Origin of the sequence: Klebsiella sp. PL-2018, assembly GCF_019048985.1 — a bacterium.
GTDB lineage: Bacteria > Pseudomonadota > Gammaproteobacteria > Enterobacterales > Enterobacteriaceae > Klebsiella > Klebsiella michiganensis.
Genome location: NZ_CP077673.1, coordinates 2,352,372 through 2,374,866, shown reverse-complemented (window position 1 = coordinate 2,374,866; position 22,495 = coordinate 2,352,372). Strand labels below are relative to the sequence as shown.

Genomic DNA, 22,495 nt, shown 5'->3' with positions numbered 1-22,495 from the left:
AACGCTTTCGCTCCCTCTGGGAAGACAGAGGGAGTCGCCAAATCAGCATGATGGTCTATGCTAAAAATGCCATGGATAACAACGGGGTGAAAAATGAGTAGCGAAATTATTGCCTGGGTCGTCACGGTTCGTTTTCACGAAGAGACGTTAACGGAAATTAACGAACTCAGTAATCACCTCACCCGCGCCGGATTTACCCTCGTCTTAAACGATGATGAAGGGAACGTCCACGAGCTCGGCACCAACACCTTCGGCCTGCTTTCTATGCAGAATGCCGAGGAAGTCAACGCCTTAAGCGCAGGGTTAGCCGAAACCGCGCTGGGAAGACCCGTCGACGTCACCGTGGTCACATTCAGCGAGTGGTTAAAAGCTCAATAAGTGCGATTGACGCGACGGAAAACGTCCAGTTGTGCGTCAGTTCGAATTTTACGCCGGGGTTATGCGCTAACCTTATGAAATGTTGGAAAACATGGGGAGAGACGGCATGTGGCAAGCTATCAGCAATTTGTTACGCGATTTGCATACCGAAGCAGCTGAAATCGAACTGCGAAACGAACTACCCGGTGGAGAGATACACGCTGCCTGGCATTTACGCTATGGCGGGCGAGATTACTTCGTAAAATTCGACGAACGCGAGCTGTTACCCATCTTCACGGCCGAGGCTGACCAGCTTGAGCTGCTGTCGCGAAGTAAAACGGTGAACGTACCGCAGGTTTTTGCCGTGGGCAGCGATCGAGATTACAGCTTTCTGGTGATGGAATACCTCCCTCCTCGCCCGCTGGATGCGCACAACGCTTTCCTGTTAGGCCAGCAAATTGCCCATTTACATCAGTGGAGCGACCAACCGCAGTTTGGTCTGGATTTTGACAACGACCTCTCCACCACTCCCCAGCCGAACGCCTGGCAGCGTCGCTGGTCCACTTTCTTTTCCGAACAGCGCATCGGCTGGCAGCTGGAACTCGCCGCCGAGAAAGGCCTGCATTTTGGTGATATCGATCATCTTGTTGATATTGTTCAGCAACGGCTAAGCAGTCATCAGCCGCAGCCGTCGCTGCTTCACGGTGACTTATGGTCCGGTAACTGCGCGCTCGGGCCAAACGGGCCCTATATTTTCGACCCTGCCTGCTACTGGGGCGATCGCGAATGCGATTTGGCGATGCTCCCGCTGCATCCGGAACAGCCGCCGCAAATCTATGACGGCTATCAGTCCGTATCGCCGCTGCCGTTCGGCTTTCTCGAGCGGCAGCCCATCTACCAGCTCTATACGCTGCTGAATCGGGCGATTCTGTTTGGCGGACAGCATCTGGTGACGGCGCAGAAAGCGCTTGATGAGGTGTTCATGGATAAGGCCCCTTAAGGGGCCTTGTTTTTGAGGATTAGCTAATTTGTACGCCTTTCAGACGGAACTGAATGGTCATGGTAATGCCGGTTCCCGGTTTACCCGGTTCATAGCGCCATTTACGTAAAGCGTTTTTCACTTCACGCTCAAACATATTGGCAGGCTGGGCGGAGAGGATCTGTACGTTGTCCACGCGCCCGTCCGGCGTGACGTCAAACTTAACCCGCACGTTTCCTTCAATACGCAGCGCCTGGGCACGAGCCGGATAGCCCGGCTCTCCGCGGCTTAGCGCCCGCGGCCCGGAAGGCGCCGTCACGGTGGGTTTAGCGGTCGCGGTTGAGGTGCTCGGCGCGGTGCGCGCCGGCGCCGTATTTGTATTTTCAAACGGCGAGGCCGGGCGCGTTTCCGCCGGTTTTACATCACGCTTCGGTTGTTCGACCTTTTTTTCCGGCTTCGGTTTAGGCTTTGGCTTCGGTTTTGGCTTTGGTTTATGGATAACAACCGGCGCCTCTTTTGGCGGTTCAGGCATCACTTCCGGTTCCGGTTCTGGCTCCGGTTCAACAACGGGCTCAACGACCGGCTGAGCCGCCTGAGGCGGTTCCAGATCTGCCGGGGCCACCATAGTGATTTCAATGGGCTGTGAGGGTGCCGGCCGTTCAATAACCTGATGTACCGAAGTATAGAGCAACCCCGCGATAACACTGCCGTGGATAACCACAGACAGTAGCGTAGGCCACGGAAAGCGGCGAGGTAAATCAAAGGTCATTGCGCTCATAGTCGTTTCTGTTGAAAAATGATGCCCCGATTTTAAATGCAAATAGCAATCATATTCAACTAGGGTTGTTGGCTTGTATCAAAATTTGCCCTGTTTTCTGACAAAAAGCTCCCGGGACGTGGCATTCTGGGGATCGTGATCATCTTTGCATTGCAGTCAACGACGGTTTCACTTAACGTGATTCGCCAATTTATTGATAAGGAGCCATGCCGTGCTTTACGTTATCTACGCTGAAGATATCGCCGACTCTCTGGAAAAACGGACATCGGTACGTCCCGCCCATCTGGCGCGTTTGCAATTATTACATGATGAAGGTCGTTTACTGACCGCCGGCCCAATGCCTGCCGTAGACAGTAATGAACCCGGCGCGGCGGGCTTCACCGGCTCAACGGTCATTGCGGAATTTGAATCGCTGGAAGCGGCGCAATCATGGGCCAATGACGATCCCTATATCGCCGCAGGGGTTTATCAGAAAGTCTCGGTGAAACCGTATAAAAAGGTGTTTTAGCCTATAAAATGCTTAAGCAATAAGAACGCGATTAAAATTTAATCTATGGCGATCGTTCATTAGAGGACGTTTCTAAGTACGCGAGTACGGAATGGTCGCCATCCTTATGTCTCTCCACTTCCCCGGTTCTGCATTCCGATCTCTTTAGGTCGCGCCCTGATGATAGCCATTTGCCGGCAGTGCATCAGCACCGCCGACTTTCTATGGTTAATTACCTGTTGGACTTCAGCGTTCCCTTAAGACCATGCGGTTCTGAGCGAAGATACTGCGGCGGAACGCTCACCTGAGCGCCCAGGGCTGCCGCGGCATGCCATGGCCAGTGCGGATTGTAGAGCACGGCGCGGGCAATGGCGATGAGGTCGGCGTCGCCATTTTGTAGCGCCTCTTCCGCCTGCTGCGCTTCCGTCACCAGACCCACACCGATTACCGGGATATTCACCTTCTCGCGGATTTCACGCGCGAACGGCAGCTGATAGCCGGGCCCCACCTGAATTGCCTGATGAGGCGACAGCCCGCCGCTGGAAACATGAATATAGTCGCAGCCAAGCGCCTCAAGCTGCTGGCTGAAGATAATCGATTGTGCGTTATCCCAGCCGCCATCCACCCAGTCTGTTGCTGAAAGTCGGACGCCCACCGCGATGTCCTGACTGACGGCCTCACGGATGGCCCGGAATATCTCGAGCGGAAAACGCAAACGGTTCTCCAGCGAGCCGCCGTATTCGTCGGTACGCTGGTTACTGAGCGGTGAAAGGAACTGGTGCAACAGGTAACCATGCGCGGCATGCAGTTCAATCAATTCAATACCCATCCGCTCAGCGCGTCTGGCGCTGTCTACGAATGACTGCTTGATGCGTTTCATGTGGTCCTGAGTAAGTTCAACCGGAGGTCGTTCACCTTCACCATAGGCCAGCGCTGATGGCGCAACCGTGTCCCATCCGCCAGAATCATGCGCCAGCTGGTGTCCCCCCAGCCAGGGGGCTGCGGAAGAGGCTTTTCGTCCGGCATGGCCCAGCTGGATACCGATGGGGATTGAAGCGTACTGGCGGATATCGTTCAGCACGGTGCGTAATGCGGCTTCCGTTTCGTCATTCCATAAGCCCAGATCAGCCGGGGTAATGCGTCCGGCGGGCTCTACAGCGCTGGCTTCGATAATCAGTAAGCCCGCGCCGGAAAAGGCCAGCTGTCCGAGATGAATACGATGCCATGCCGTCGCCTTGCCATTGTCGGCGGAGTACTGGCACATTGGCGCAATGACAATACGGTTCTCAAGTTCCAGCTTACCGATTCGCACCGGACTAAAAAGTTGACTCATAGATACCTCTCAATAATAGAAGCCTTAAGGACATTATAAGTAGCATGTGCTGATGCATGGCACTTCCCGTTTTTTGCGTTTATACGCGTTGGGCCAGTCTTATGAGGTATGGCGCGATGCAACTTCCTGCCCGCCGCTGCTGATGCAAACAATAACGCAAGAGCATGTGAGAAACCGTGTTTCGCCGGCAGAAGAAAGAGAGATGACAGTATAAGAATGTATGCTAAGAACGAAACGCTGAGAAAAAGAGGCACCGCGAGCGGTGCCTTTTGTTTCGACTCTCAACATTCAGAGAAGGTGAACAGCAGAGAGTGACGTTGCCGTTTAACCAGCTCCTTTCTGATGGAGAGGATGCGCATATTACGACGCGACTGGCCTTCCAGCCAGCGTGCTTTACGGCGACTCACCTGCCGAAGCATGCGCCAGCGCCCTACTTCCGTTCTACTACGCTTCATTGCAACTACTCTACAAGTAAAAACAGCCTGCATTATAGACCGATGAATCTGGCTAACCAACGCTTTCGCTGCGTTTTTATTTGCCAGATGGATGATGATGCGTAAACTCATGTCATCAAGTCATTCAAAAGGATTTTTCATCTATGACAACCTTTTACACGGTGGTGAACTGGCTGGTTATACTCGGTTACTGGCTACTTATCGCCGGTGTAACATTACGGATATTAATGAAAAGGCGCGCGGTCCCGTCAGCGATGGCATGGCTGCTTGTCATTTATATTCTTCCCCTGGTGGGCATTATCGCCTATCTCTCGTTTGGCGAACTGCATCTGGGTAAACGCCGCGCCGAACGCGCGCGGGCCATGTGGCCCTCAACGGCCAAGTGGTTAAAGGACCTTAAAGCCTGTAAGCATATCTTTGCCGAGGAGAATAGTCCGGTCGCGGAATCCTTGTTCAAGCTCTGCGAACGTCGGCAGGGCATTGGCGGCGTCAAAGGCAATCAGCTCCAGCTGCTCACCGAATCCGATGACGTCATGCAGGCGCTCATCCGCGATATCCAGCTCGCTCGTCACAATATTGAGATGGTGTTCTATATCTGGCAGCCCGGCGGCATGGCCGATCAGGTCGCCGAGTCATTGATGGCGGCGGCAAGGCGCGGCGTACACTGCCGGCTGATGCTCGACTCCGCCGGGAGCGTGGCGTTTTTCCGTAGCCCCTGGGCCGCCATGATGCGTAATGCCGGCATTGAAGTCGTCGAAGCCCTGAAGGTCAACCTGATGCGCGTCTTTTTGCGCCGTATGGACCTGCGTCAGCATCGTAAAATGGTCATGATCGATAACTATATTGCCTATACCGGCAGTATGAACCTGGTCGACCCGCGTTTCTTTAAGCAGGACTCCGGCGTTGGCCAGTGGATCGATCTGATGGCGCGAATGGAAGGTCCGGTAGCGACAGCGATGGGCATTGTCTACTCCTGCGACTGGGAGATTGAAACCGGCAAACGTATTTTACCGCCGCCGCCGGACGCGAATATTATGCCGTTCGAAGAGGCCAGCGGGCACACAATTCACACTATCGCCTCGGGTCCGGGTTTTCCGGAAGATTTGATCCATCAGGCTCTGCTAACTGCCGCCTACGCGGCCAAAGAGCATTTGATCATGACGACCCCCTACTTTGTGCCCAGCGACGACCTTTTGCATGCCATCTGTACCGCCGCCCAGCGCGGCGTCGATGTCAGCATCATCCTGCCGCGCAAAAACGATTCGCTGCTGGTGGGCTGGGCCAGTCGCGCCTTCTTTACCGAGCTGCTGGCTGCCGGGGTAAAGATTTACCAGTTTGAAGGCGGTCTGCTGCATACTAAGAGCGTGCTGGTTGACGGCGAACTTAGCCTTGTGGGCACCGTTAACCTCGATATGCGCAGCCTGTGGCTCAACTTCGAGATTACGCTGGTGATTGACGATGCCGGATTTGGCAGCGATCTGGCCGCGGTGCAGGACGATTACATCTCCCGCTCGCGCCTGCTGGACGCCAGGCTGTGGTTAAAACGTCCGCTGTGGCAGCGGATCGCCGAGCGACTGTTTTACTTCTTCAGTCCGTTGCTGTAAAACGTGCCAATCAGATGTTTAATGGGTAGCAATCATGGATATGGATTTAAACAATCGCCTGACCGAAGACGAAACGCTTGAACAGGCTTACGACATTTTCCTCGAACTGGCCGTCGACAACCTCGATCCGGCGGATGTCATTCTGTTCAACCTGCAGTTTGAAGAACGCGGCGGCGCCGAGCTCTTCGATCCGGCGCCTGACTGGGAAGAGCACGTCGATTTTGACCTCAACCCTGACTTCTTTGCTGAAGTGGTCATTGGTCTGGCCGATGAAGATGGCGGCGAAATTAACGATATTTTTGCGCGCGTGCTGCTGTGCCGTGAAAAAGACCACAAGCTCTGTCATATCCTGTGGCGCGAATAAGCTCTTTCTTAAGCAAATAGCTTATATATAAAAGAAGAAGCCTGCCTGAGTTAACCAGGGCAGGCTTTTTTAGTTATTCAGGCAGTTCGCTGCCGCAAGCGTTGCAGTAGCGAGCGTCTTTTTCATGAACGTTATGCTGACAATGCGGACACTGGCGCTGAGTCCGGCGATTCTGAAATGCGGTGGTCATATGGCTGGTAATTAAGCCGGTGGGGATCGCAATAATCGAGTAGCCAATCAAGATAAGAATGGAGGCCAAAATTCGCCCCAGCGGCGTATGCGGCGTAATATCGCCATACCCTACCGTGGTTATCGTCACTATCGCCCAGTAAACCGACGCGTTTAGCGTAGTAAAACCGTATCGCGGCCCCTCAACCAGATACATCAGGGAGCCAAAGATCACCATGACGATGGCAATAAAAGAATAGAACAGGATCAGCTGGTGGCGAGCGCTGACGATAGCGGCCCAGAAAATATTCAACGACGGCATAAAGCGCAGCAGCTTAAGGATACGCAACGCGCGGATAGCGCGCATGGCCCGCCAGGCAAACACGTACTCAATACTGATCTCGGGCCACAGCCACATAACGTAAAGCGGTAAAATGGTAGCCAGGTCAATAATGCCCCAGAAGCTGAAAATATACTTTAGCGGATTCGGCCAGCTGATAATGCGCAGAAAATACTCAAAGGTAAAAACCGCCGTCACGACAAGTTCGAGCCAGACGAAAATATGCCATTCGTCTAAGGTCAGATGATATTGCGTTCCGAGCCCGGACTCGATAAATATCACCAGCACGCTAAGCAGGGCAAATACGCCGCAAAGTCCCTCGAAATGCCGACCGGATCGTCGGTTTTGATCGAAGAGTAAATGATACAGCCGCAGACGAGCGGCATGAATATGAAAAGCCACGTTAACCTCGCTAAAAAAAGGGCTGACTAACGTCAGCCCCTGAGATTATAACGGGTCCACCTTCAGGCAGGAAACCGCATGGCGGAAACTGCCCTCCAGCACCGGTCGCGTCTTAGCGCACTCCGGCCCGGCAATCGGGCATCTGGTGCGGAATACGCATCCCGACGGCGGGTTAATCGGCGATGGCAATTCCCCCTCCAGAAGCTGGATCGTTTTATTCTTTTCCTTATCAGGGTCCGGAACCGGCACCGCCGACATCAGCGCTTTGGTATAGGGATGCAGCGGATTAAGATACACCTCATCATAGGTGCCGAGCTCCACGGCATGGCCAAGATACATCACCAGCACGCGATCGGAGATATGCTTCACGACCGCCAGATCGTGGGCGATAAAAATCAGCGACAGTCCCATTTCCCGCTGCAGCTGCTGCAGCAGATTCACTACCTGCGCCTGAATCGACACGTCCAGCGCTGACACCGGCTCATCGCAGATAATGAGCTTCGGTTCAAGAATTAGCGCGCGGGCGATACCGATACGCTGGCACTGGCCGCCGGAGAATTCATGCGGATAGCGGTTAATCAGGTTCGGCAGCAGCCCCACTTTCATCATCATCGCCTTAACGCGATCGCGAACTTCCTGGCGCGGCATTTTGGGATGATAGGTGCGCAGCGGCTCGGCGATGATTTCCCCGATAGTCATGCGCGGGTTTAGCGACGCCAGCGGATCCTGAAAGATCATCTGAATATCGCTGCGTACGTCGCGCCACTCGTCGGCCTTCATCCCCAGCAAATCTCTACCTAACCAGGCGACTTTACCGTCGGTGGCCTTCACCAGACCGATGATGGCGCGCGCGAAGGTCGATTTTCCGCATCCGGACTCCCCGACCACGCCCAGCGTTTCCCCTTCATACAGACGCAGCGTTACGCCATCTACCGCTTTCAGCGTTTTCGACGGCTGCCAGAACCACTGTTTGCCGTCTTTAATATCAAAGTGTACTTTCAGATCGGCGATTTCGAGCAGGACTTTTCTTTGTTCCGTTACGGCGTTCATAGCAAATCCCCCACCGGTTGAAAGCAGGCGCGCAGGCGGCCCGGCGCAAACTCCTCCAGAGGCGGAGCGCTGTTGCAAATCTCCATCGCGTGCGGGCAACGCGGCTGGAATGGACAGCCTTTCGGCAGACGCAGCAGATTCGGCGGGTTGCCCGGAATCGTTAACAGGGCGTCGCCTTCTGCGTCCAGGCGCGGGACCGCATTGAGCAGGCCAATAGAATAAGGATGAGAGGGATGGTAGAAGACGTCGCGCGCCTGACCATATTCCATCGTGCGTCCGGCGTACATCACCAGCACCTTATCGCAGATCCCGGCGACGACGCCGAGATCGTGGGTAATCATAATGATCGCCGTATTGAACTCGCGCTTGAGCTCATTAAGCAATGTCATTATTTGCGCCTGCACGGTTACGTCCAGCGCCGTTGTCGGCTCATCGGCAATCAGCAGCTTAGGCCGGCACAGCAGCGCCATCGCAATCATGACGCGCTGGCGCATCCCGCCGGAAAACTCGTGCGGATACATTTTCATCCGTTTGCGCGCCTCGGGCATTTTGACCGCATCCAGCATTTTCACCGACTCTTCAAAGGCTTCGGCTTTGCTCAGCGCTTTATGCAGCATCAGGACTTCCATCAGCTGTTCGCCTACCCGCATATACGGATTAAGCGACGTCATCGGGTCCTGAAAAATCATTGAGATCTGCTCGGCGCGCAGCTTATTCAGCTCGCGCTCCGGGAGGTTAAGGATCTGCTTCCCGTTAAAGGTCGCTGACCCCCCAATACGGCCGTTGGCGGCCAGCAGGCCCATCAGCGCAAAAGCGGTTTGCGACTTACCGGAACCGGACTCGCCTACGATGCCTAAGGTTTCCCCCGCCCGTAGATTAAAATTGAGATCGTTGACCGCAGTCACATCACCATCGGGAGTCGCAAAGGTGACGCGGAGATCTTTCACATCCAGAAGCAATCCGGATTGTTGTGCTGCCTGCGGCGCTTTCGCCGTTTCCATCGTACTCATGTCGGCGCTCCTTAGCGGTCTTTCGGGTCGAGGGCATCACGCAGGCCATCGCCGATAAAGTTAAAACAAAACAGCGTTACCACCAGAAAACCGGCAGGAAACAGCAGCAGCCACGGCGACACTTCCATTGAGTTCGCGCCATCGCTGAGCAGCGCGCCCCAGCTACTTAACGGCTCCTGGGTACCCAGGCCGAGGAAGCTTAAGAAGGATTCAAACAGAATCATGCTCGGGACCAGCAGGGAGGCGTACACCACGACCACGCCAAGCACGTTAGGCACGATATGGCGGATAACGATATTGCCGGTTGAAACGCCGCCGACCTGCGCGGCTTCAATAAACTCTTTTCGCTTCAGGCTTAGGGTCTGACCGCGAACGATACGCGCCATATCCAGCCAGGAGACCATCCCAATGGCAACGAAAATCAGCAGGATATTCTGGCCAAAGAAGGTCACCAGCAGGATGACGAAGAACATAAACGGAAAGGAGTTGAGGATTTCCAGCAGGCGCATCATCACTGAATCCACCTTGCCGCCCAGATAGCCGGAAAGCGACCCGTAAAGCGTCCCCAGAATCACCGCCACCAGCGCTGCAGCCACGCCGACCATCAGCGAGATACGTCCGCCGATCGCCACCCGCACCAGCAGGTCGCGGCCCGAGGAGTCGGTCCCAAAGTAGTGTCCGGACTCCATATCCGGGGCGCTGGACATCATGCCCCAGTCGGTATCGTAATAGGAAAACTGCGATACCATCGGCGCGATGGTGACAAAGAGCGCGATGATCACCAGCACAATCAGGCTGGCAACCGCAGCACGGTTATGCATAAAGCGGCGGCGGGCGTCCTGCCAGAGGCTGCGCCCCTCGACTTCCAGCTTTTCACTGAAGTTTTCCAGCGCCTCGTTGTTTTTCTTACTTAACATCATGGCGAACCCCAGCGTTAGTAACGGATCTTCGGATCGATAACGGCATACAGCACGTCAACAATCGCATTAAACAGAATGGTCAATGCGCCAACCAGAATGGTCAGACTAAGTACCAGCGAGTAGTCGCGGTTCAGCGCGCCGTTGACGAACAGTTGACCAATTCCCGGCAGGCCATAAATGGTTTCAATGACCATCGAGCCGGTAATAATGCCGACAAACGCGGGCCCCATATAGGAGAGCACCGGCAGCAGCGCGGGCTTTAACGCGTGACGCAGAATAATGCGGCGCATCGGTAAGCCTTTTGCCCGGGCGGTGCGAATGAAGTTAGAGTGCAGCACTTCGATCATCGAGCCGCGGGTAATACGCGCGATACTGGCGATATAGGCCAGGGAGAGGGCCACCATAGGCAAAATCATATATTGCAGCGCCCCGCCGTTCCATCCGCCGCCCGGCAGCCAGTGCAGCGTAATGGCAAATATCATGACCAGTAAGGGCGCGACCACGAAACTCGGTATCACAACCCCGGTCATTGCCACCCCCATTACGGCAAAGTCCCATTTCGTATTTTGCTTCAATGCCGCAATCACCCCGGCACTCACGCCAAGCACCACCGCGAGAAAAAATGCGGCGAAGCCTAATTTAGCGGACACCGGGAAGCTGGACGCCACCAGATCGTTGACCGAGTAATCTTTATATTTAAAGGAAGGACCGAAATCACCGTGCGCCAGCTGCTTCAGATAATTGAAGTACTGGGTCATGATGGGGTCATTTAAATGGTATTTTGCTTCAATATTCGCCATGACTTCTGGCGGCAGCGTGCGTTCACCGGTAAAGGGGCTTCCCGGCGCAAGACGCATCATGAAGAAAGAGATAGTAATAAGAATAAATAGCGTCGGAATCGCTTCCAGACAGCGACGTAAGATAAATTTTAACATTGCCCGTACCTTCTGGCGTGTGCCTTCAATAGTGCGATGAAATAAGACACCGTGAGGCAAGCGGTAACGCCTGCCCCACGTATTGCCATTAGTGCTTCACAATGTACATATTTCTTGTATACGTATTATCCAGCGGATCTTTGCCGGTATAGCCACCGACCCACGGTTTAACCAAACGGGCGTTGACATAATAGAAGACCGGTACGATGACGGAGTCTTTATCCAGCTGCTGCTCAGATTGCGCGTAAAGGTCCGCGCGTTTCGCGTCATCGCTGGTCTTCAGCGTTTCAGCGATAATCTTATCGAAAGCCGGGCTCTTATAATGCGAGGTATTGTTTGAGCTGTCGCTCAGCATCGTATTAAGGAAGGAGGTCGGTTCGTTGTAGTCCGCACACCAGCCGGCGCGCGCAACATCAAAGGTGCCCTGATGGCGATTATCGAGGAAGGTTTTCCATTCCTGATTTTCCAGCTTCACGTTTACGCCGAGGTTTTTCTTCCAGATAGACGCCACCGCGATAGCCAGTTTTTTGTGCAGATCGGACGTGTTATAGAGCAGATTGAAAGTAAGCGGCTTATCAGCGCTATAGCCAGCTTCGGTCAGCAATTTTTTCGCTTCTTCATTACGTTTTTCCTGCGACCACTTGAACCATTCAGGCTCAATCAGCTTCATGCCATCGGTGTACGGCGGCGTATAGCTGTAGGCTGGCAGGTCGCCCTGATTCTTCACTTTATTGACAATAATGTCGCGATCCAGCGCCATCTTCAGCGCAGTACGCACGCGAACGTCGGTAAACGGCGCTTTCTGGTTATTGATTTCGTAATAATAAGTGCACAGATACGGATCGACGTGAACTTCTTTCGGGATCTCTTTTTTCAGTTTCTGGAACAGTTCGATCGGCATGTTGTTATAGGTCATATCGATTTCGCCGCTGCGGTAGCGGTTGACGTCGGTGACTTCAGAAGAAATCGGCAGGAAGGTGACCTGATTAATCACGGTTTTGGCGTTATCCCAGTAGTTGGTATTACGCTCCAGAACAATGCGTTCGTTAACAACCCAATCTTTTAATTTATACGCACCATTGCTGACGATATTGGCCGGCTGGGTCCATTTGTCACCAAATTTCTCAATAGCGGATTTAGGTACGGGTGAAACGGATGGGTGAACGAGCAGTTTGTAGAAATACGGCACCGGCTCGCTGAGGGTCACTTCAAAGGTATGATCGTCCAGCGCTTTTACGCCCAGATCGGTCGCGGGTTTTTTCCCGGCGATAATGTCATCAACGTTGGCTAAATGGCCATACTGCAGATAGCTTGCATAAGGAGACGCGGTTTTCGGATCCGCCAGACGCTGCCAGCTATAAACGAAATCTTGTGCCGTGACCGGCGTGCCGTCGGACCACTTTGCATCTTTACGCAGATGGAAGGTCCAGACTTTAAAATCCTTGTTGTCCCATTTTTCCGCAACGCCCGCGACCGGATGGCCGTCGAGGTCGCTCACCAGCAGCCCTTCAAACAAATCGCGGTTAATATTGGACTCCGGCACGCCTTCAATTTTGTGCGGATCGAGAGACTGCACTTCGGAGCCATTGTTACGTACCAGCGTTTGTTTGTCCGCCAGCTGTACCCCTGCCGGTACATCTGCCGCAACGGCGGCGTTGATGGTCATTAACGCAGAGAGGACTCCTGCGGCAACCAGGCTTTTTTTCGTGATGATGGTCATGTGTTTGTTACTCCAATCATTATAATTACTGGCTATTTAACCAGCCTGTTTTCTCTTTTCTGGATTCTGAACAGTGCAGGAGTTTATGCTGCTGTCAGAGAGTACTGCTTGCTATCACCGACTTATTTATTACGACCGCTCAAACGGCAGCCTTGACGTCGATTCTTGCCCCCCTGTCCGGGGGCGATGTAGTCCCGATGGGCTATATAATAAAAATTCTCATTTGCGTACATATTCCGCTAAAGATCACGCCGGAAAGTACCAAAACGCTTTATTGTCCGCCAATGCAATTTGCAAATATGTTACCGGATTCTCTTTTGTGGCCTTCTGGCGGCGAAGATTTATCACCCCTCGCGCATGCCAGAAATGATTAATATTCTATTTATCAATCAATTAGTATAAATATCTCGCACTATGTGCCCTGCATCGCCGAATAGATGCTTTTTTGTACGAAAAATTAACAATCGCTTATTATTTAGCACATTCATCTGCTTCATGAGTGAAATTACTAATATCATTTCAATTATCGGACGGCAAGCACCAGAGAATGGTGTGAGGAAAATAACAGTGATTAATGTGGGTAAAAGGTCGCGCTCGTGGCAAATGAAATGGATAACTTATTGATAATAAATAACAATATCAAAACATTAGAAAATAGTATCGCAGGTCGATAAATCACTTTTTTTGATATGTTTTGCTGATAATGAGCAAACGCGGAACACGTTGTTCCGCGCGGCAACACTGGTTAATTCACAAGGCCAGGAAAGAGCGCCTTTATTCCGGTAACGATGAACTCGATGCCGAGAGCCATCAGCAACAGCCCCATAATACGGGTAATCACGTTAATGCCGGTTTGCCCAAGCAGGCGAACCAGCCAGGGGGCCATACGGAAAATGCCCCAGCAGCACAGCGCGAAAAGCGCAATCGCAACTGAAAATCCCACAAAGTGGGCGATGCTATGGTAACGCGTGCCCCAGACAATGGTTGAACTGATGGCCCCGGGTCCCGCCATCAGGGGCAGCGCCAGCGGCACGACGCCGATACTTTCACGAATGGCCGTTTCTGATTTTTCTTGCTTGTTCTGTTTATCCTCGCCGAGCTTGCCGCTGATCATCGACATGGCGATGGTGACCACCAGAATCCCACCCGCAATACGGAAGGAGTCAATGGAAATACCGAAGATCTGGAGGATCGCATCGCCTAAAAACAGCGACGTGAGCAAGATAATGGCGACCGACAGGTTGGCTGTCAGGTTGGTTTTATTACGCACCGCCGCCGTCTGGTAGCTGGTCATACTGATAAAAACCGGGATAATGCCAACCGGGTTTACCAGCGCAAATAGCCCAATGAAAAATTTAAAGTAGGCTGAAAAATCAAACAATGATTGAATCACAGGGTGCTCCGCAGCATCATTAAAAATGGCTGTTGACAGTTACCGGCATAAAATATCCGCGAGAAGATACGCTGTTTGAAAGCATAATTCATCCCTGTTGACGCATAAGTGCATAATTTAAGCTCGGATGTTAGTTATTTGTTTCTGCAATGCTATTTAAGTCTTTAATTAGCATACCGTATCATTACACTTGATCAAACAGGTCAAAAAATGAACTGCTGAAAGGTATCAGCTTGGCTGATTATTGATTTAGATCACATAAATTGTACTCAGAAGTGAGTAACCTTGTTTACACACAGAAGAGGAGGCAAAGCAGCGGTACCTGAAAGAAAAAACAAAAGCTTTTTTAGTCAATCGGTGAAGTCAGAAGCACAAAATTCTTTACGTTAACATTTAAATGCAAGCCGTTAACACACTGTCTATACTGTCGAATCGAGCTACTGATTCACTAAAAAAGTTTAACATTATCAGGAGAGCATTATGGCTGTTACTAATGTCGCTGAACTTAACGCACTCGTCGAGCGCGTAAAAAAAGCCCAGCGTGAATATGCCAGTTTCACTCAAGAACAAGTAGACAAAATCTTCCGCGCCGCCGCTCTGGCCGCTGCAGATGCTCGAATCCCTCTCGCCAAGATGGCCGTTGCCGAATCCGGCATGGGCATCGTCGAAGATAAAGTGATCAAAAACCACTTTGCTTCCGAATACATTTATAACGCCTATAAAGATGAAAAGACCTGCGGCGTCCTTTCTGAAGATGACACCTTCGGTACCATCACCATCGCTGAGCCGATTGGTATTATCTGCGGTATCGTCCCGACCACTAACCCAACTTCAACCGCTATCTTTAAATCTCTGATTAGCCTGAAGACCCGTAACGCCATCATCTTCTCTCCGCATCCGCGTGCTAAAGATGCGACCAACAAAGCGGCTGATATCGTACTGCAGGCAGCTATCGCAGCCGGTGCGCCGAAAGATCTGATTGGTTGGATTGACCAGCCTTCCGTTGAACTGTCAAATGCGCTGATGCACCATCCGGATATCAACCTGATCCTTGCGACCGGCGGTCCGGGCATGGTTAAGGCGGCGTATAGCTCCGGTAAACCTGCCATCGGCGTAGGCGCAGGTAACACGCCTGTTGTTATCGATGAAACGGCTGATATCAAGCGTGCCGTTGCTTCCGTCCTGATGTCTAAAACCTTCGATAACGGCGTTATCTGTGCTTCTGAGCAATCCGTTGTGGTTGTAGATTCCGTATACGATGCCGTTCGCGAACGTTTCTCCAGCCACGGCGGCTATCTGCTGCAGGGCCAGGAGCTGAAGGCTGTTCAGAATATCATCCTGAAAAACGGCGCCCTGAACGCCGCGATCGTAGGTCAACCGGCGTATAAAATCGCTGAACTGGCCGGCTTCACCGTCCCTGTTTCCACCAAAATTCTGATTGGTGAAGTCACCGACGTTGATGAAAGCGAACCGTTTGCCCACGAAAAACTGTCTCCGACGCTGGCAATGTACCGTGCGAAGAACTTCGAAGACGCGGTTGATAAAGCTGAAAAACTGGTGGCAATGGGCGGTATCGGTCATACCTCTTGCCTGTATACCGACCAGGACAACCAGCCAGAACGCGTTGCTTACTTCGGTCAGCTGATGAAAACCGCACGTATCCTGATCAACACCCCTGCTTCTCAGGGTGGTATCGGTGACCTGTATAACTTCAAACTCGCACCTTCCCTGACTCTGGGTTGTGGTTCATGGGGTGGTAACTCCATCTCTGAAAACGTTGGTCCTAAGCACCTGATCAACAAGAAAACCGTTGCTAAGCGAGCTGAAAACATGTTGTGGCACAAACTTCCGAAATCTATCTACTTCCGTCGTGGCTCACTGCCAATCGCGCTGGATGAAGTGATTACTGATGGTCACAAACGCGCGCTGATCGTGACCGACCGCTTCCTGTTCAACAACGGCTATGCTGACCAGATCACCTCTGTGCTGAAAGCGGCTGGCGTTGAAACTGAAGTTTTCTTTGAAGTAGAAGCTGACCCGACGCTGACCATCGTCCGTAAAGGCGCTGAGCTGGCGAACTCGTTCAAACCAGACGTGATTATCGCGCTGGGCGGCGGTTCCCCGATGGATGCGGCGAAAATCATGTGGGTTATGTACGAGCACCCGGAAACCCACTTCGAAGAACTGGCGCTGCGCTTTATGGATATCCGTAAACGTATCTACAAGTTCCCGAAAATGGGCGTGAAAGCCAAGATGGTCGCCATCACCACGACTTCCGGTACCGGTTCTGAAGTTACGCCGTTCGCCGTTGTTACCGATGACGCAACCGGTCAGAAATACCCGCTGGCAGACTATGCCCTGACTCCGGATATGGCGATTGTTGATGCCAACCTGGTCATGGAAATGCCGAAGTCACTGTGTGCTTTCGGTGGTCTGGATGCGGTGACTCATGCCCTGGAAGCTTACGTTTCCGTACTGGCTTCCGAGTTCTCTGACGGCCAGGCGCTGCAGGCTCTGAAACTGCTGAAAGAAAACCTGCCAGCGTCCTACCACGAAGGTTCTAAGAACCCGGTAGCGCGTGAGCGTGTGCACAGTGCTGCGACCATCGCCGGTATCGCGTTTGCGAACGCCTTCCTCGGAGTATGTCACTCAATGGCGCACAAGCTGGGTTCTCAGTTCCACATTCCTCACGGTCTGGCGAACGCCCTGCTGATCAGCAACGTTATTCGCTATAACGCGAACGATAACCCGACTAAACAGACAGCATTCAGCCAGTACGACCGCCCGCAGGCACGTCGTCGCTACGCTGAAATCGCGGACCATCTGGGTCTGACTGCACCGGGTGACCGTACCGCAGCGAAAATCGAAAAACTGCTTGGCTGGTTGGACGAAATCAAAGCTGAGCTGGGTATTCCTAAGTCTATCCGCGAAGCTGGCGTGCAGGAAGCTGACTTCCTGGCCCACGTTGACAAGCTGTCTGAAGACGCATTTGACGACCAGTGCACCGGCGCTAACCCGCGCTACCCGCTGATCGCCGAGCTGAAGCAGATTCTGCTGGATACCTTCTACGGACGTAATTACGTTGAAGGCGGCGTGGAAGAGAAAAAAGAAGCCGCGCCGGCTAAAGCTGAGAAGAAAGCGAAAAAATCCGCTTAATTCCACAGCCGTAAAGTCAGTAACGCTGAGCCCCATCTTTTGATGGGGCTTTTTTGTCTCTGTCGTTCAGCAGCCGACAAAACGCCTCAGACAGCCGAAACGTATAATCATGTGCCAAAGGCTTAGTAAATGAAAAAAGGCGCTGTAAAAGCGCCTGAGACGATTTAAAGGGTGGGTATTAGCAGCTGCGCTGTTTGTTCTGCACCGCGGTCAGAGAGCCTTCGCTCAGCGCCTCTTTATAATGTTTACGGCATACGGATACATAGCGCTCATTGCCGCCAATCACCACCTGTTCCCCCTCATTGTACGGCCTACCTTCCTGATCGAGGCGCAAAACCATACTCGCCTTACGGCCGCAGAAACAGATAGTTTTTAATTCAACCAGCTTATCGGACCACGCGAGCAAATATTGACTGCCCGTAAAAAGTTCGCCGCGAAAATCTGTCCGCAATCCATAGCACAATACGGGAATATCGAGCTGGTCCACCACCTCGGACAGCTCGCGCACCTGCTCCCGGGTTAAGAACTGGCTCTCATCAACTAATACGCAGTGGATGGGTTGACGCTTATGTTCGTCTGCAATGTCGGTAAATAACGCAGTTTGGGTATTATACAACCGCGCCGGCGATGAGAGACCGATCCTCGAACTCACTTTCCCTGAACCAAAGCGGTCATCAATCTCTGCCGTATAAACCACCGTGCGCATCCCTCGCTCCTGGTAATTGTATGATGACTGCAACAGAGCGGTGGACTTGCCTGCGTTCATTGCTGAATAGTAGAAATAAAGTTGTGCCATCGGCCGCGTAACCCCAATCAATGTGTTTTTTAGCAGTAAAATTGTATCATATATTCACACGCTATCAGCCCTCGCCGTGTGGGTATTGCCGGGAACGTTCACTCGGCGGAGACCTGAAAGATTAAGCCTGTTAATTGAATGGTAATGCCTGCTATTCGTACGACCCAGGCGGCCACGCAGACGTCACTATTGCCCTTTTGTGCTTATCAGCCATTTTCGGATAGCTATAACCGCGCTGGACAAGTGTTTTATATTAAACATCATCGTCGCTGCTGCGCTAATACCCACAATGATATTTATCCATGCAAAGTATAATTTTTCCCACTGCGCATCGGAAAAAGCATACTATCTCAGGGTTTTAGCTTATCCTCTCCATCATCCTATAAGCGAAAAAGATGTGAACCCGCACATAAAATTTAAGTTAAATGAATTAATTCCCGAGACAAATAACAAGTTATTTTGACTTCCTTACATTCTCCCCTATTGCACATCTGAATTTATCGCTCTATTATTAGTCCAACAAACCACCCCACAATATAAGTTTGAGATTACTACAATGAGCGAAGCACTTAAAATTTTGAACAACATCCGTACTCTTCGTGCGCAGGCAAGAGAATGCACCCTTGAAACGCTCGAAGAAATGCTGGAAAAATTAGAAGTTGTCGTTAACGAACGTCGTGAAGAAGAAAGCGCTGCGGCTGCGGAAATTGAAGAACGCACTCGTAAACTGCAGCAATACCGTGAAATGCTGATCGCTGACGGTATTGATCCTAATGAACTGCTGAGCACCATGGCGGCAGTTAAAGCGGGAACTAAAACCAAGCGCGCTGCACGTCCGGCTAAATACAGCTACGTTGACGAAAATGGCGAAACTAAAACCTGGACTGGTCAGGGTCGTACTCCGGCAGTGATCAAGAAAGCGATGGATGAGCAAGGTAAATCCCTGGACGATTTCCTGCTGTAATAAGCCATCCTGTTCGTTTAAAAATCCCGCTGCGGCGGGATTTTTTTTATCCGTTATTCGGGACCGGTTCCGGGCGGGCATAAAAAAACCGGGAAACGAATCTCGCTCCCGGTTTCGCATTCTGCCGCGAACGATTACTTCGCTACGGCTTTATCCAGCCAGGCTTTAAATTCAGCGCCCAGGGACTTGTGGCGTACGCCATATTCAACAAAAGCCTGCATATAACCCAGCTTATTACCGCAGTCGTGGCTCTTGCCTTTCATATGATAGGCTTCTACCGTTTCTTTTTCGATCAGCATATCGATGGCGTCGGTCAGCTGAATCTCATCACCGGCTCCCGGAGGGGTTTTCGCCAGCAGCGGCCAAATATCCGCGCTCAGCACGTAACGACCAACAACTGCCAGATTAGAAGGCGCTACGTCCGCTTTCGGTTTCTCGACGACACCAACCATCGGTACGCTCTCACCCGGCTGCAGGGGCAGGCCCTTGCAATCGACAACGCCGTATGCGGTAACGTCAGCAACCGGTTCAACCATGATCTGGCTTGCGCCGGTCTCATCGAAACGAGCGATCATTTCGGCCAGGTTGTCGCGAGACAGATCGGATTCATATTCATCAAGGATAACGTCCGGTAAAATAACCGCGACCGGCTCATCACCCACTACCGGGTGCGCGCAAAGCACAGCGTGGCCCAGACCTTTAGCCAGCCCCTGACGGACTTGCATAATAGTCACGTGCGGCGGACAAATAGATTGGACTTCTTCCAGCAGCTGGCGTTTTACGCGTTTTTCCAGCATCGCTTCCAGTTCAAAACTGGTATCGAAATGGTTTTCAATCGAGTTTTTCGAAGAGTGCGTAACCAGAACAATTTCGGTAATCCCGGCGGCAATACATTCGTTAACAACATATTGAATTAATGGCTTATCTACCAGCGGCAGCATTTCTTTCGGAATAGCCTTAGTAGCGGGCAGCATCCTGGTGCCTAATCCCGCAACCGGGATGACAGCTTTTCTTACTTTTGAATTAAGCGCAGCCATTGAAATCTCCTGGACTGTTCGTTTTTTAAACTTCTCGTTAATAATATGGTATCGAGTATATCAGCCTGCTCAGTCAAAGCTGTTCCGAAAAGGATTAGATATCTTCGAATTAGGAATTTTACGCATTAAACCCGGCGATAGTACCACCACAAAAGATCGCGTGGTAATCCCACGAGCCTAAAAATAAGCACAATTGTTCACTCCGTGGTCAACATCAGGCGTAAACGTCCGCCAGCCCCCCAAATTTGGCACTGCCATGATGCGCAGCGTTGACTAATTTGGTTGAGGTATGCATTACCTAAAGTGCCTAACGGAACGCCATTACTAATCTGAATTTGATGTTCTCCCGTATTCAAGGTGCCATTCAAACCCGCGGAGACTAAAATTAAATTTTTCAAGCCGCTGTGGTAATACCCTACCAATAATGGGAATTGCCCGGGTAAGTTTGCCTGCCGCAGCAATTGGTTAACCTGTTTTAGCAGGCTACCCATCTCCGGCAAACGCTGCCCCTGATGAGCGAGCTGCTCCTGCAGTAACCCATTAAACAGCGCGCGCAGCAATAGGGCCGCCAGAACGCCATTATCACCTGCTCGTGTGACATCCAGACAATAAAACGCCAGATCGTTTTCTGATAGCGGCGCAATATCGAGCACGAGCCCTGGCTTATCGACAGAGACAAGCTGGCGATAGTGAATACGGCAACGCGACATCTCCTGCTGCACCGGCGGCTGGAGCTCCTGAAGCAGCCTCGACGCCGCGCTAGGATCGCTTACCAGCGCATCCCAGTCCTCAAACAGGCGCTCTTCTTCTTCGACACGCGAATTAAACATATTGGGATAGAGGCAGGCATACACGGTTTCTCGCAGGCGATCGAAATCTTTAACCGGTTTGAGCAGGATATCCTGAACGCCCAGGCGCAACGCTTTGGCGATGTCCGCCATGTTTTCCGTCGCTGAAATCATCAGAATCGGCAACTGCTCGCCCTGGTTACGTACATGTTCTACCAGCTGCAGTCCGTTCATTCGCGGCATGGAGATATCGCAAATCATCAAATCAGGTTTTGACTCCGCCATTTTTTGCAGTGCATCTATACCATCTTCCGCCTGTACGATGGTCGCACCAAGTGAAGCTAACCAGGTGTGCATAAGAGAGCGGAAAACGGGTTCGTCTTCAACTATCAGAATCTGTTTTCCCGCCAATGGCTGCGTCATGATCTCTCCCCTGACTGACGATAATTTAATAGTGGCATGATATTCACGCTACCGCCTGTCAGAATTTACTTAAGTATGCATCAAATGCGCTCCACGGGGGTACGCACTAAAGGTAATAGTTCATCCATTTTCTTTTCCACTGCCAGATGTCCGGCGGCGATAGCTTCGCCGGCCCGGTGGAAATCAAGCGTGGAGATTTGCGGGCAAAAGGGCTGAATCAGGATATCAGGCGGGTCGCCCGCCATACGATTTCGCTTGAGGCGATTCTCCAGAACCTGAATTGACGTCGACATGATTTCCATCGCCGTTGGCGCCCTCGTCGCCCGACGTGACGTCATACGCGCCAGGCGCGTGCGCAGCCGTGAATGCCACGAAAAATCTTCCTCGCTCTCCGGACGAGGCACCTCCATTGACAGCAAATCCTGCTGCATCAGATGCGCATCGTGCTGCAAATCAACGGCAATGACGATATCTGCGCCCATGGCGCGAGCCAGAGACACCGGCACGGGGTTAACCACCGCGCCATCCACCAGCCAGTAGCCATTATGCATCACCGGCGCCATCAAACCCGGCATACTGCAGGACGCACGGATCGCCAGATGCAGATCCCCTTCCGTAAACCACAGTTCACGACCGGTGCTTAAATTCGTTGTGACCGCCGCGAAAGGACGTTCGCAGCGCTCGATCTCGCTGACGGGCATGAGTTTGCGGTATTGACTAAACACGCGCTCGCCCCGCAGCAGGCCACCCCGTTGCCAGGAGAGATCCATTAACTTCAGTACGTCCCAGTTACTAAAGGAGCATACCCATTTCTCCAGGGCCGGAAGCCGATTGCAGGCGTACGCCGCTCCGACCAGCGAGCCAATGGAGCACCCTGCGATAACATCGACGTCGATACCCGTCCGCCGTAAGGCATTAATCACGCCGATATGCGACCACCCGCGAGCGGCGCCAGCCCCTAACGCCAGGCCAATTTTAAGCTTTCTCATGAGTACCGAAACATATCCTTCCACTCCGGGCATGGCATCATCGCCAT

The 22,495-nt window shown here is 52.3% G+C and carries 21 protein-coding genes; 7 read left to right on the top strand and 14 right to left on the bottom strand.

What is annotated here, in order from left to right:
* Window positions 1-93 precede the first annotated feature (93 nt).
* Both ghoS and MKleb_RS10965 read left to right on the top strand, forming a co-directional pair.
* Entirely contained in the window at window positions 94-378 is a 285-nt protein-coding gene (ghoS, locus tag MKleb_RS10970; protein WP_009653733.1) for a type V toxin-antitoxin system endoribonuclease antitoxin GhoS, read from the top strand.
* A 106-nt stretch (window positions 379-484) separates the two neighbouring features.
* Window positions 485-1,357, top strand: coding sequence for a fructosamine kinase family protein (locus MKleb_RS10965; protein ID WP_217076657.1), 873 nt, complete (start codon window positions 485-487; stop codon window positions 1,355-1,357).
* A 19-nt stretch (window positions 1,358-1,376) separates the two neighbouring features.
* On the opposite strand, the gene tonB is transcribed toward MKleb_RS10965, so the two are convergent.
* The gene (gene tonB, locus MKleb_RS10960; RefSeq protein WP_025108229.1) at window positions 1,377-2,114 is read right to left on the bottom strand and encodes a TonB system transport protein TonB; all 738 of its coding nucleotides are present in this window, start codon (window positions 2,112-2,114) and stop codon (window positions 1,377-1,379) included.
* 211 nt (window positions 2,115-2,325) lie between these two features.
* Between tonB and MKleb_RS10955 the strand changes: the two genes are divergently transcribed.
* Complete coding sequence (locus MKleb_RS10955; RefSeq protein WP_004103089.1) at window positions 2,326-2,622, top strand: YciI family protein; 297 nt, start codon at window positions 2,326-2,328, stop codon at window positions 2,620-2,622.
* Between the two features lie 211 nt (window positions 2,623-2,833).
* Here the strand turns inward: MKleb_RS10955 and MKleb_RS10950 are convergent, their stop codons facing one another.
* On the bottom strand, window positions 2,834-3,934 hold the full coding sequence (locus MKleb_RS10950) for an NADH:flavin oxidoreductase/NADH oxidase (protein WP_025108230.1): 1,101 nt from the start codon (window positions 3,932-3,934) through the stop codon (window positions 2,834-2,836).
* A 281-nt stretch (window positions 3,935-4,215) separates the two neighbouring features.
* Window positions 4,216-4,389, bottom strand: coding sequence for a YciY family protein (locus MKleb_RS10945; RefSeq protein WP_004851815.1), 174 nt, complete (start codon window positions 4,387-4,389; stop codon window positions 4,216-4,218).
* A gap of 143 nt (window positions 4,390-4,532) precedes the next feature.
* On the opposite strand from MKleb_RS10945, the gene cls reads away from it, so the two are divergent.
* Window positions 4,533-5,993, top strand: a complete 1,461-nt coding sequence (cls, locus tag MKleb_RS10940; protein ID WP_009653730.1) for a cardiolipin synthase — start codon at window positions 4,533-4,535, stop codon at window positions 5,991-5,993.
* A gap of 34 nt (window positions 5,994-6,027) precedes the next feature.
* On the top strand, window positions 6,028-6,357 hold the full coding sequence (locus MKleb_RS10935) for an HI1450 family dsDNA-mimic protein (RefSeq protein WP_004103097.1): 330 nt from the start codon (window positions 6,028-6,030) through the stop codon (window positions 6,355-6,357).
* A 73-nt stretch (window positions 6,358-6,430) separates the two neighbouring features.
* Here MKleb_RS10935 and MKleb_RS10930 read toward each other — a convergent pair whose 3' ends face one another.
* The 7 genes from MKleb_RS10930 to MKleb_RS10900 form a co-directional block, all read right to left on the bottom strand.
* Complete coding sequence (locus MKleb_RS10930) at window positions 6,431-7,267, bottom strand: ion transporter (protein ID WP_029946974.1); 837 nt, start codon at window positions 7,265-7,267, stop codon at window positions 6,431-6,433.
* Window positions 7,268-7,312: 45 nt separating this feature from the next.
* The gene (gene oppF, locus MKleb_RS10925; RefSeq protein ID WP_217076655.1) at window positions 7,313-8,317 is read right to left on the bottom strand and encodes a murein tripeptide/oligopeptide ABC transporter ATP-binding protein OppF; all 1,005 of its coding nucleotides are present in this window, start codon (window positions 8,315-8,317) and stop codon (window positions 7,313-7,315) included.
* On the bottom strand, window positions 8,314-9,327 hold the full coding sequence (locus MKleb_RS10920; protein ID WP_004851823.1) for an ABC transporter ATP-binding protein: 1,014 nt from the start codon (window positions 9,325-9,327) through the stop codon (window positions 8,314-8,316). Before MKleb_RS10920 ends, oppF begins: the two co-directional genes overlap by 4 nt.
* 11 nt (window positions 9,328-9,338) lie before the next feature.
* Window positions 9,339-10,247 carry an oligopeptide ABC transporter permease OppC gene (gene oppC / locus MKleb_RS10915; protein ID WP_004121697.1) on the bottom strand — a complete coding sequence of 303 codons (909 nt, stop codon included), beginning with the start codon at window positions 10,245-10,247 and terminating at the stop codon, window positions 9,339-9,341.
* 14 nt (window positions 10,248-10,261) lie between these two features.
* On the bottom strand, window positions 10,262-11,182 hold the full coding sequence (oppB, locus tag MKleb_RS10910) for an oligopeptide ABC transporter permease OppB (RefSeq protein ID WP_004851825.1): 921 nt from the start codon (window positions 11,180-11,182) through the stop codon (window positions 10,262-10,264).
* Between the two features lie 88 nt (window positions 11,183-11,270).
* Window positions 11,271-12,902 carry an oligopeptide ABC transporter substrate-binding protein OppA gene (gene oppA / locus MKleb_RS10905; protein WP_025108232.1) on the bottom strand — a complete coding sequence of 544 codons (1,632 nt, stop codon included), beginning with the start codon at window positions 12,900-12,902 and terminating at the stop codon, window positions 11,271-11,273.
* Window positions 12,903-13,647: 745 nt separating this feature from the next.
* Window positions 13,648-14,295: a YchE family NAAT transporter gene (locus MKleb_RS10900; RefSeq protein ID WP_004851832.1), complete on the bottom strand. Its 648-nt coding sequence runs from the start codon at window positions 14,293-14,295 to the stop codon at window positions 13,648-13,650.
* Between the two features lie 480 nt (window positions 14,296-14,775).
* On the opposite strand from MKleb_RS10900, the gene adhE reads away from it, so the two are divergent.
* On the top strand, window positions 14,776-17,451 hold the full coding sequence (adhE, locus tag MKleb_RS10895) for a bifunctional acetaldehyde-CoA/alcohol dehydrogenase (RefSeq protein ID WP_004132197.1): 2,676 nt from the start codon (window positions 14,776-14,778) through the stop codon (window positions 17,449-17,451).
* 178 nt (window positions 17,452-17,629) lie between these two features.
* Here the strand turns inward: adhE and tdk are convergent, their stop codons facing one another.
* Complete coding sequence (gene tdk, locus MKleb_RS10890) at window positions 17,630-18,247, bottom strand: thymidine kinase (RefSeq protein WP_025108233.1); 618 nt, start codon at window positions 18,245-18,247, stop codon at window positions 17,630-17,632.
* 556 nt (window positions 18,248-18,803) lie between these two features.
* On the opposite strand from tdk, the gene hns reads away from it, so the two are divergent.
* Window positions 18,804-19,211, top strand: a complete 408-nt coding sequence (gene hns / locus MKleb_RS10885) for a histone-like nucleoid-structuring protein H-NS (protein WP_004121719.1) — start codon at window positions 18,804-18,806, stop codon at window positions 19,209-19,211.
* Between the two features lie 134 nt (window positions 19,212-19,345).
* On the opposite strand, the gene galU is transcribed toward hns, so the two are convergent.
* The 3 genes from galU to rssA all read right to left on the bottom strand — a co-directional run bounded on the left by galU (window position 19,346) and on the right by rssA (window position 22,448).
* Window positions 19,346-20,248 carry a UTP--glucose-1-phosphate uridylyltransferase GalU gene (gene galU / locus MKleb_RS10880; RefSeq protein ID WP_025108234.1) on the bottom strand — a complete coding sequence of 301 codons (903 nt, stop codon included), beginning with the start codon at window positions 20,246-20,248 and terminating at the stop codon, window positions 19,346-19,348.
* 197 nt (window positions 20,249-20,445) lie between these two features.
* Window positions 20,446-21,459 carry a two-component system response regulator RssB gene (gene rssB / locus MKleb_RS10875; RefSeq protein WP_025108235.1) on the bottom strand — a complete coding sequence of 338 codons (1,014 nt, stop codon included), beginning with the start codon at window positions 21,457-21,459 and terminating at the stop codon, window positions 20,446-20,448.
* An 80-nt stretch (window positions 21,460-21,539) separates the two neighbouring features.
* Window positions 21,540-22,448: a patatin-like phospholipase RssA gene (gene rssA, locus MKleb_RS10870; protein ID WP_025108236.1), complete on the bottom strand. Its 909-nt coding sequence runs from the start codon at window positions 22,446-22,448 to the stop codon at window positions 21,540-21,542.
* Between the last annotated feature and the right edge of the window lie 47 nt (window positions 22,449-22,495).

Coding starts and splice junctions, on each gene's coding strand:
- ghoS (WP_009653733.1), top strand. CDS start 94: ATGAGTAGCGAAATTATTGCCTGGGTCGTCACGGTTCGTTTTCACGAA.
- MKleb_RS10965 (WP_217076657.1), top strand. CDS start 485: ATGTGGCAAGCTATCAGCAATTTGTTACGCGATTTGCATACCGAAGCA.
- tonB (WP_025108229.1), bottom strand. CDS start 2,114: ATGAGCGCAATGACCTTTGATTTACCTCGCCGCTTTCCGTGGCCTACG.
- MKleb_RS10950 (WP_025108230.1), bottom strand. CDS start 3,934: ATGAGTCAACTTTTTAGTCCGGTGCGAATCGGTAAGCTGGAACTTGAG.
- MKleb_RS10945 (WP_004851815.1), bottom strand. CDS start 4,389: ATGAAGCGTAGTAGAACGGAAGTAGGGCGCTGGCGCATGCTTCGGCAG.
- cls (WP_009653730.1), top strand. CDS start 4,533: ATGACAACCTTTTACACGGTGGTGAACTGGCTGGTTATACTCGGTTAC.
- MKleb_RS10935 (WP_004103097.1), top strand. CDS start 6,028: ATGGATATGGATTTAAACAATCGCCTGACCGAAGACGAAACGCTTGAA.
- oppF (WP_217076655.1), bottom strand. CDS start 8,317: ATGAACGCCGTAACGGAACAAAGAAAAGTCCTGCTCGAAATCGCCGAT.
- MKleb_RS10920 (WP_004851823.1), bottom strand. CDS start 9,327: ATGAGTACGATGGAAACGGCGAAAGCGCCGCAGGCAGCACAACAATCC.
- oppC (WP_004121697.1), bottom strand. CDS start 10,247: ATGATGTTAAGTAAGAAAAACAACGAGGCGCTGGAAAACTTCAGTGAA.
- oppB (WP_004851825.1), bottom strand. CDS start 11,182: ATGTTAAAATTTATCTTACGTCGCTGTCTGGAAGCGATTCCGACGCTA.
- oppA (WP_025108232.1), bottom strand. CDS start 12,902: ATGACCATCATCACGAAAAAAAGCCTGGTTGCCGCAGGAGTCCTCTCT.
- adhE (WP_004132197.1), top strand. CDS start 14,776: ATGGCTGTTACTAATGTCGCTGAACTTAACGCACTCGTCGAGCGCGTA.
- tdk (WP_025108233.1), bottom strand. CDS start 18,247: ATGGCACAACTTTATTTCTACTATTCAGCAATGAACGCAGGCAAGTCC.
- hns (WP_004121719.1), top strand. CDS start 18,804: ATGAGCGAAGCACTTAAAATTTTGAACAACATCCGTACTCTTCGTGCG.
- galU (WP_025108234.1), bottom strand. CDS start 20,248: ATGGCTGCGCTTAATTCAAAAGTAAGAAAAGCTGTCATCCCGGTTGCG.
- rssB (WP_025108235.1), bottom strand. CDS start 21,459: ATGACGCAGCCATTGGCGGGAAAACAGATTCTGATAGTTGAAGACGAA.
- rssA (WP_025108236.1), bottom strand. CDS start 22,448: ATGAGAAAGCTTAAAATTGGCCTGGCGTTAGGGGCTGGCGCCGCTCGC.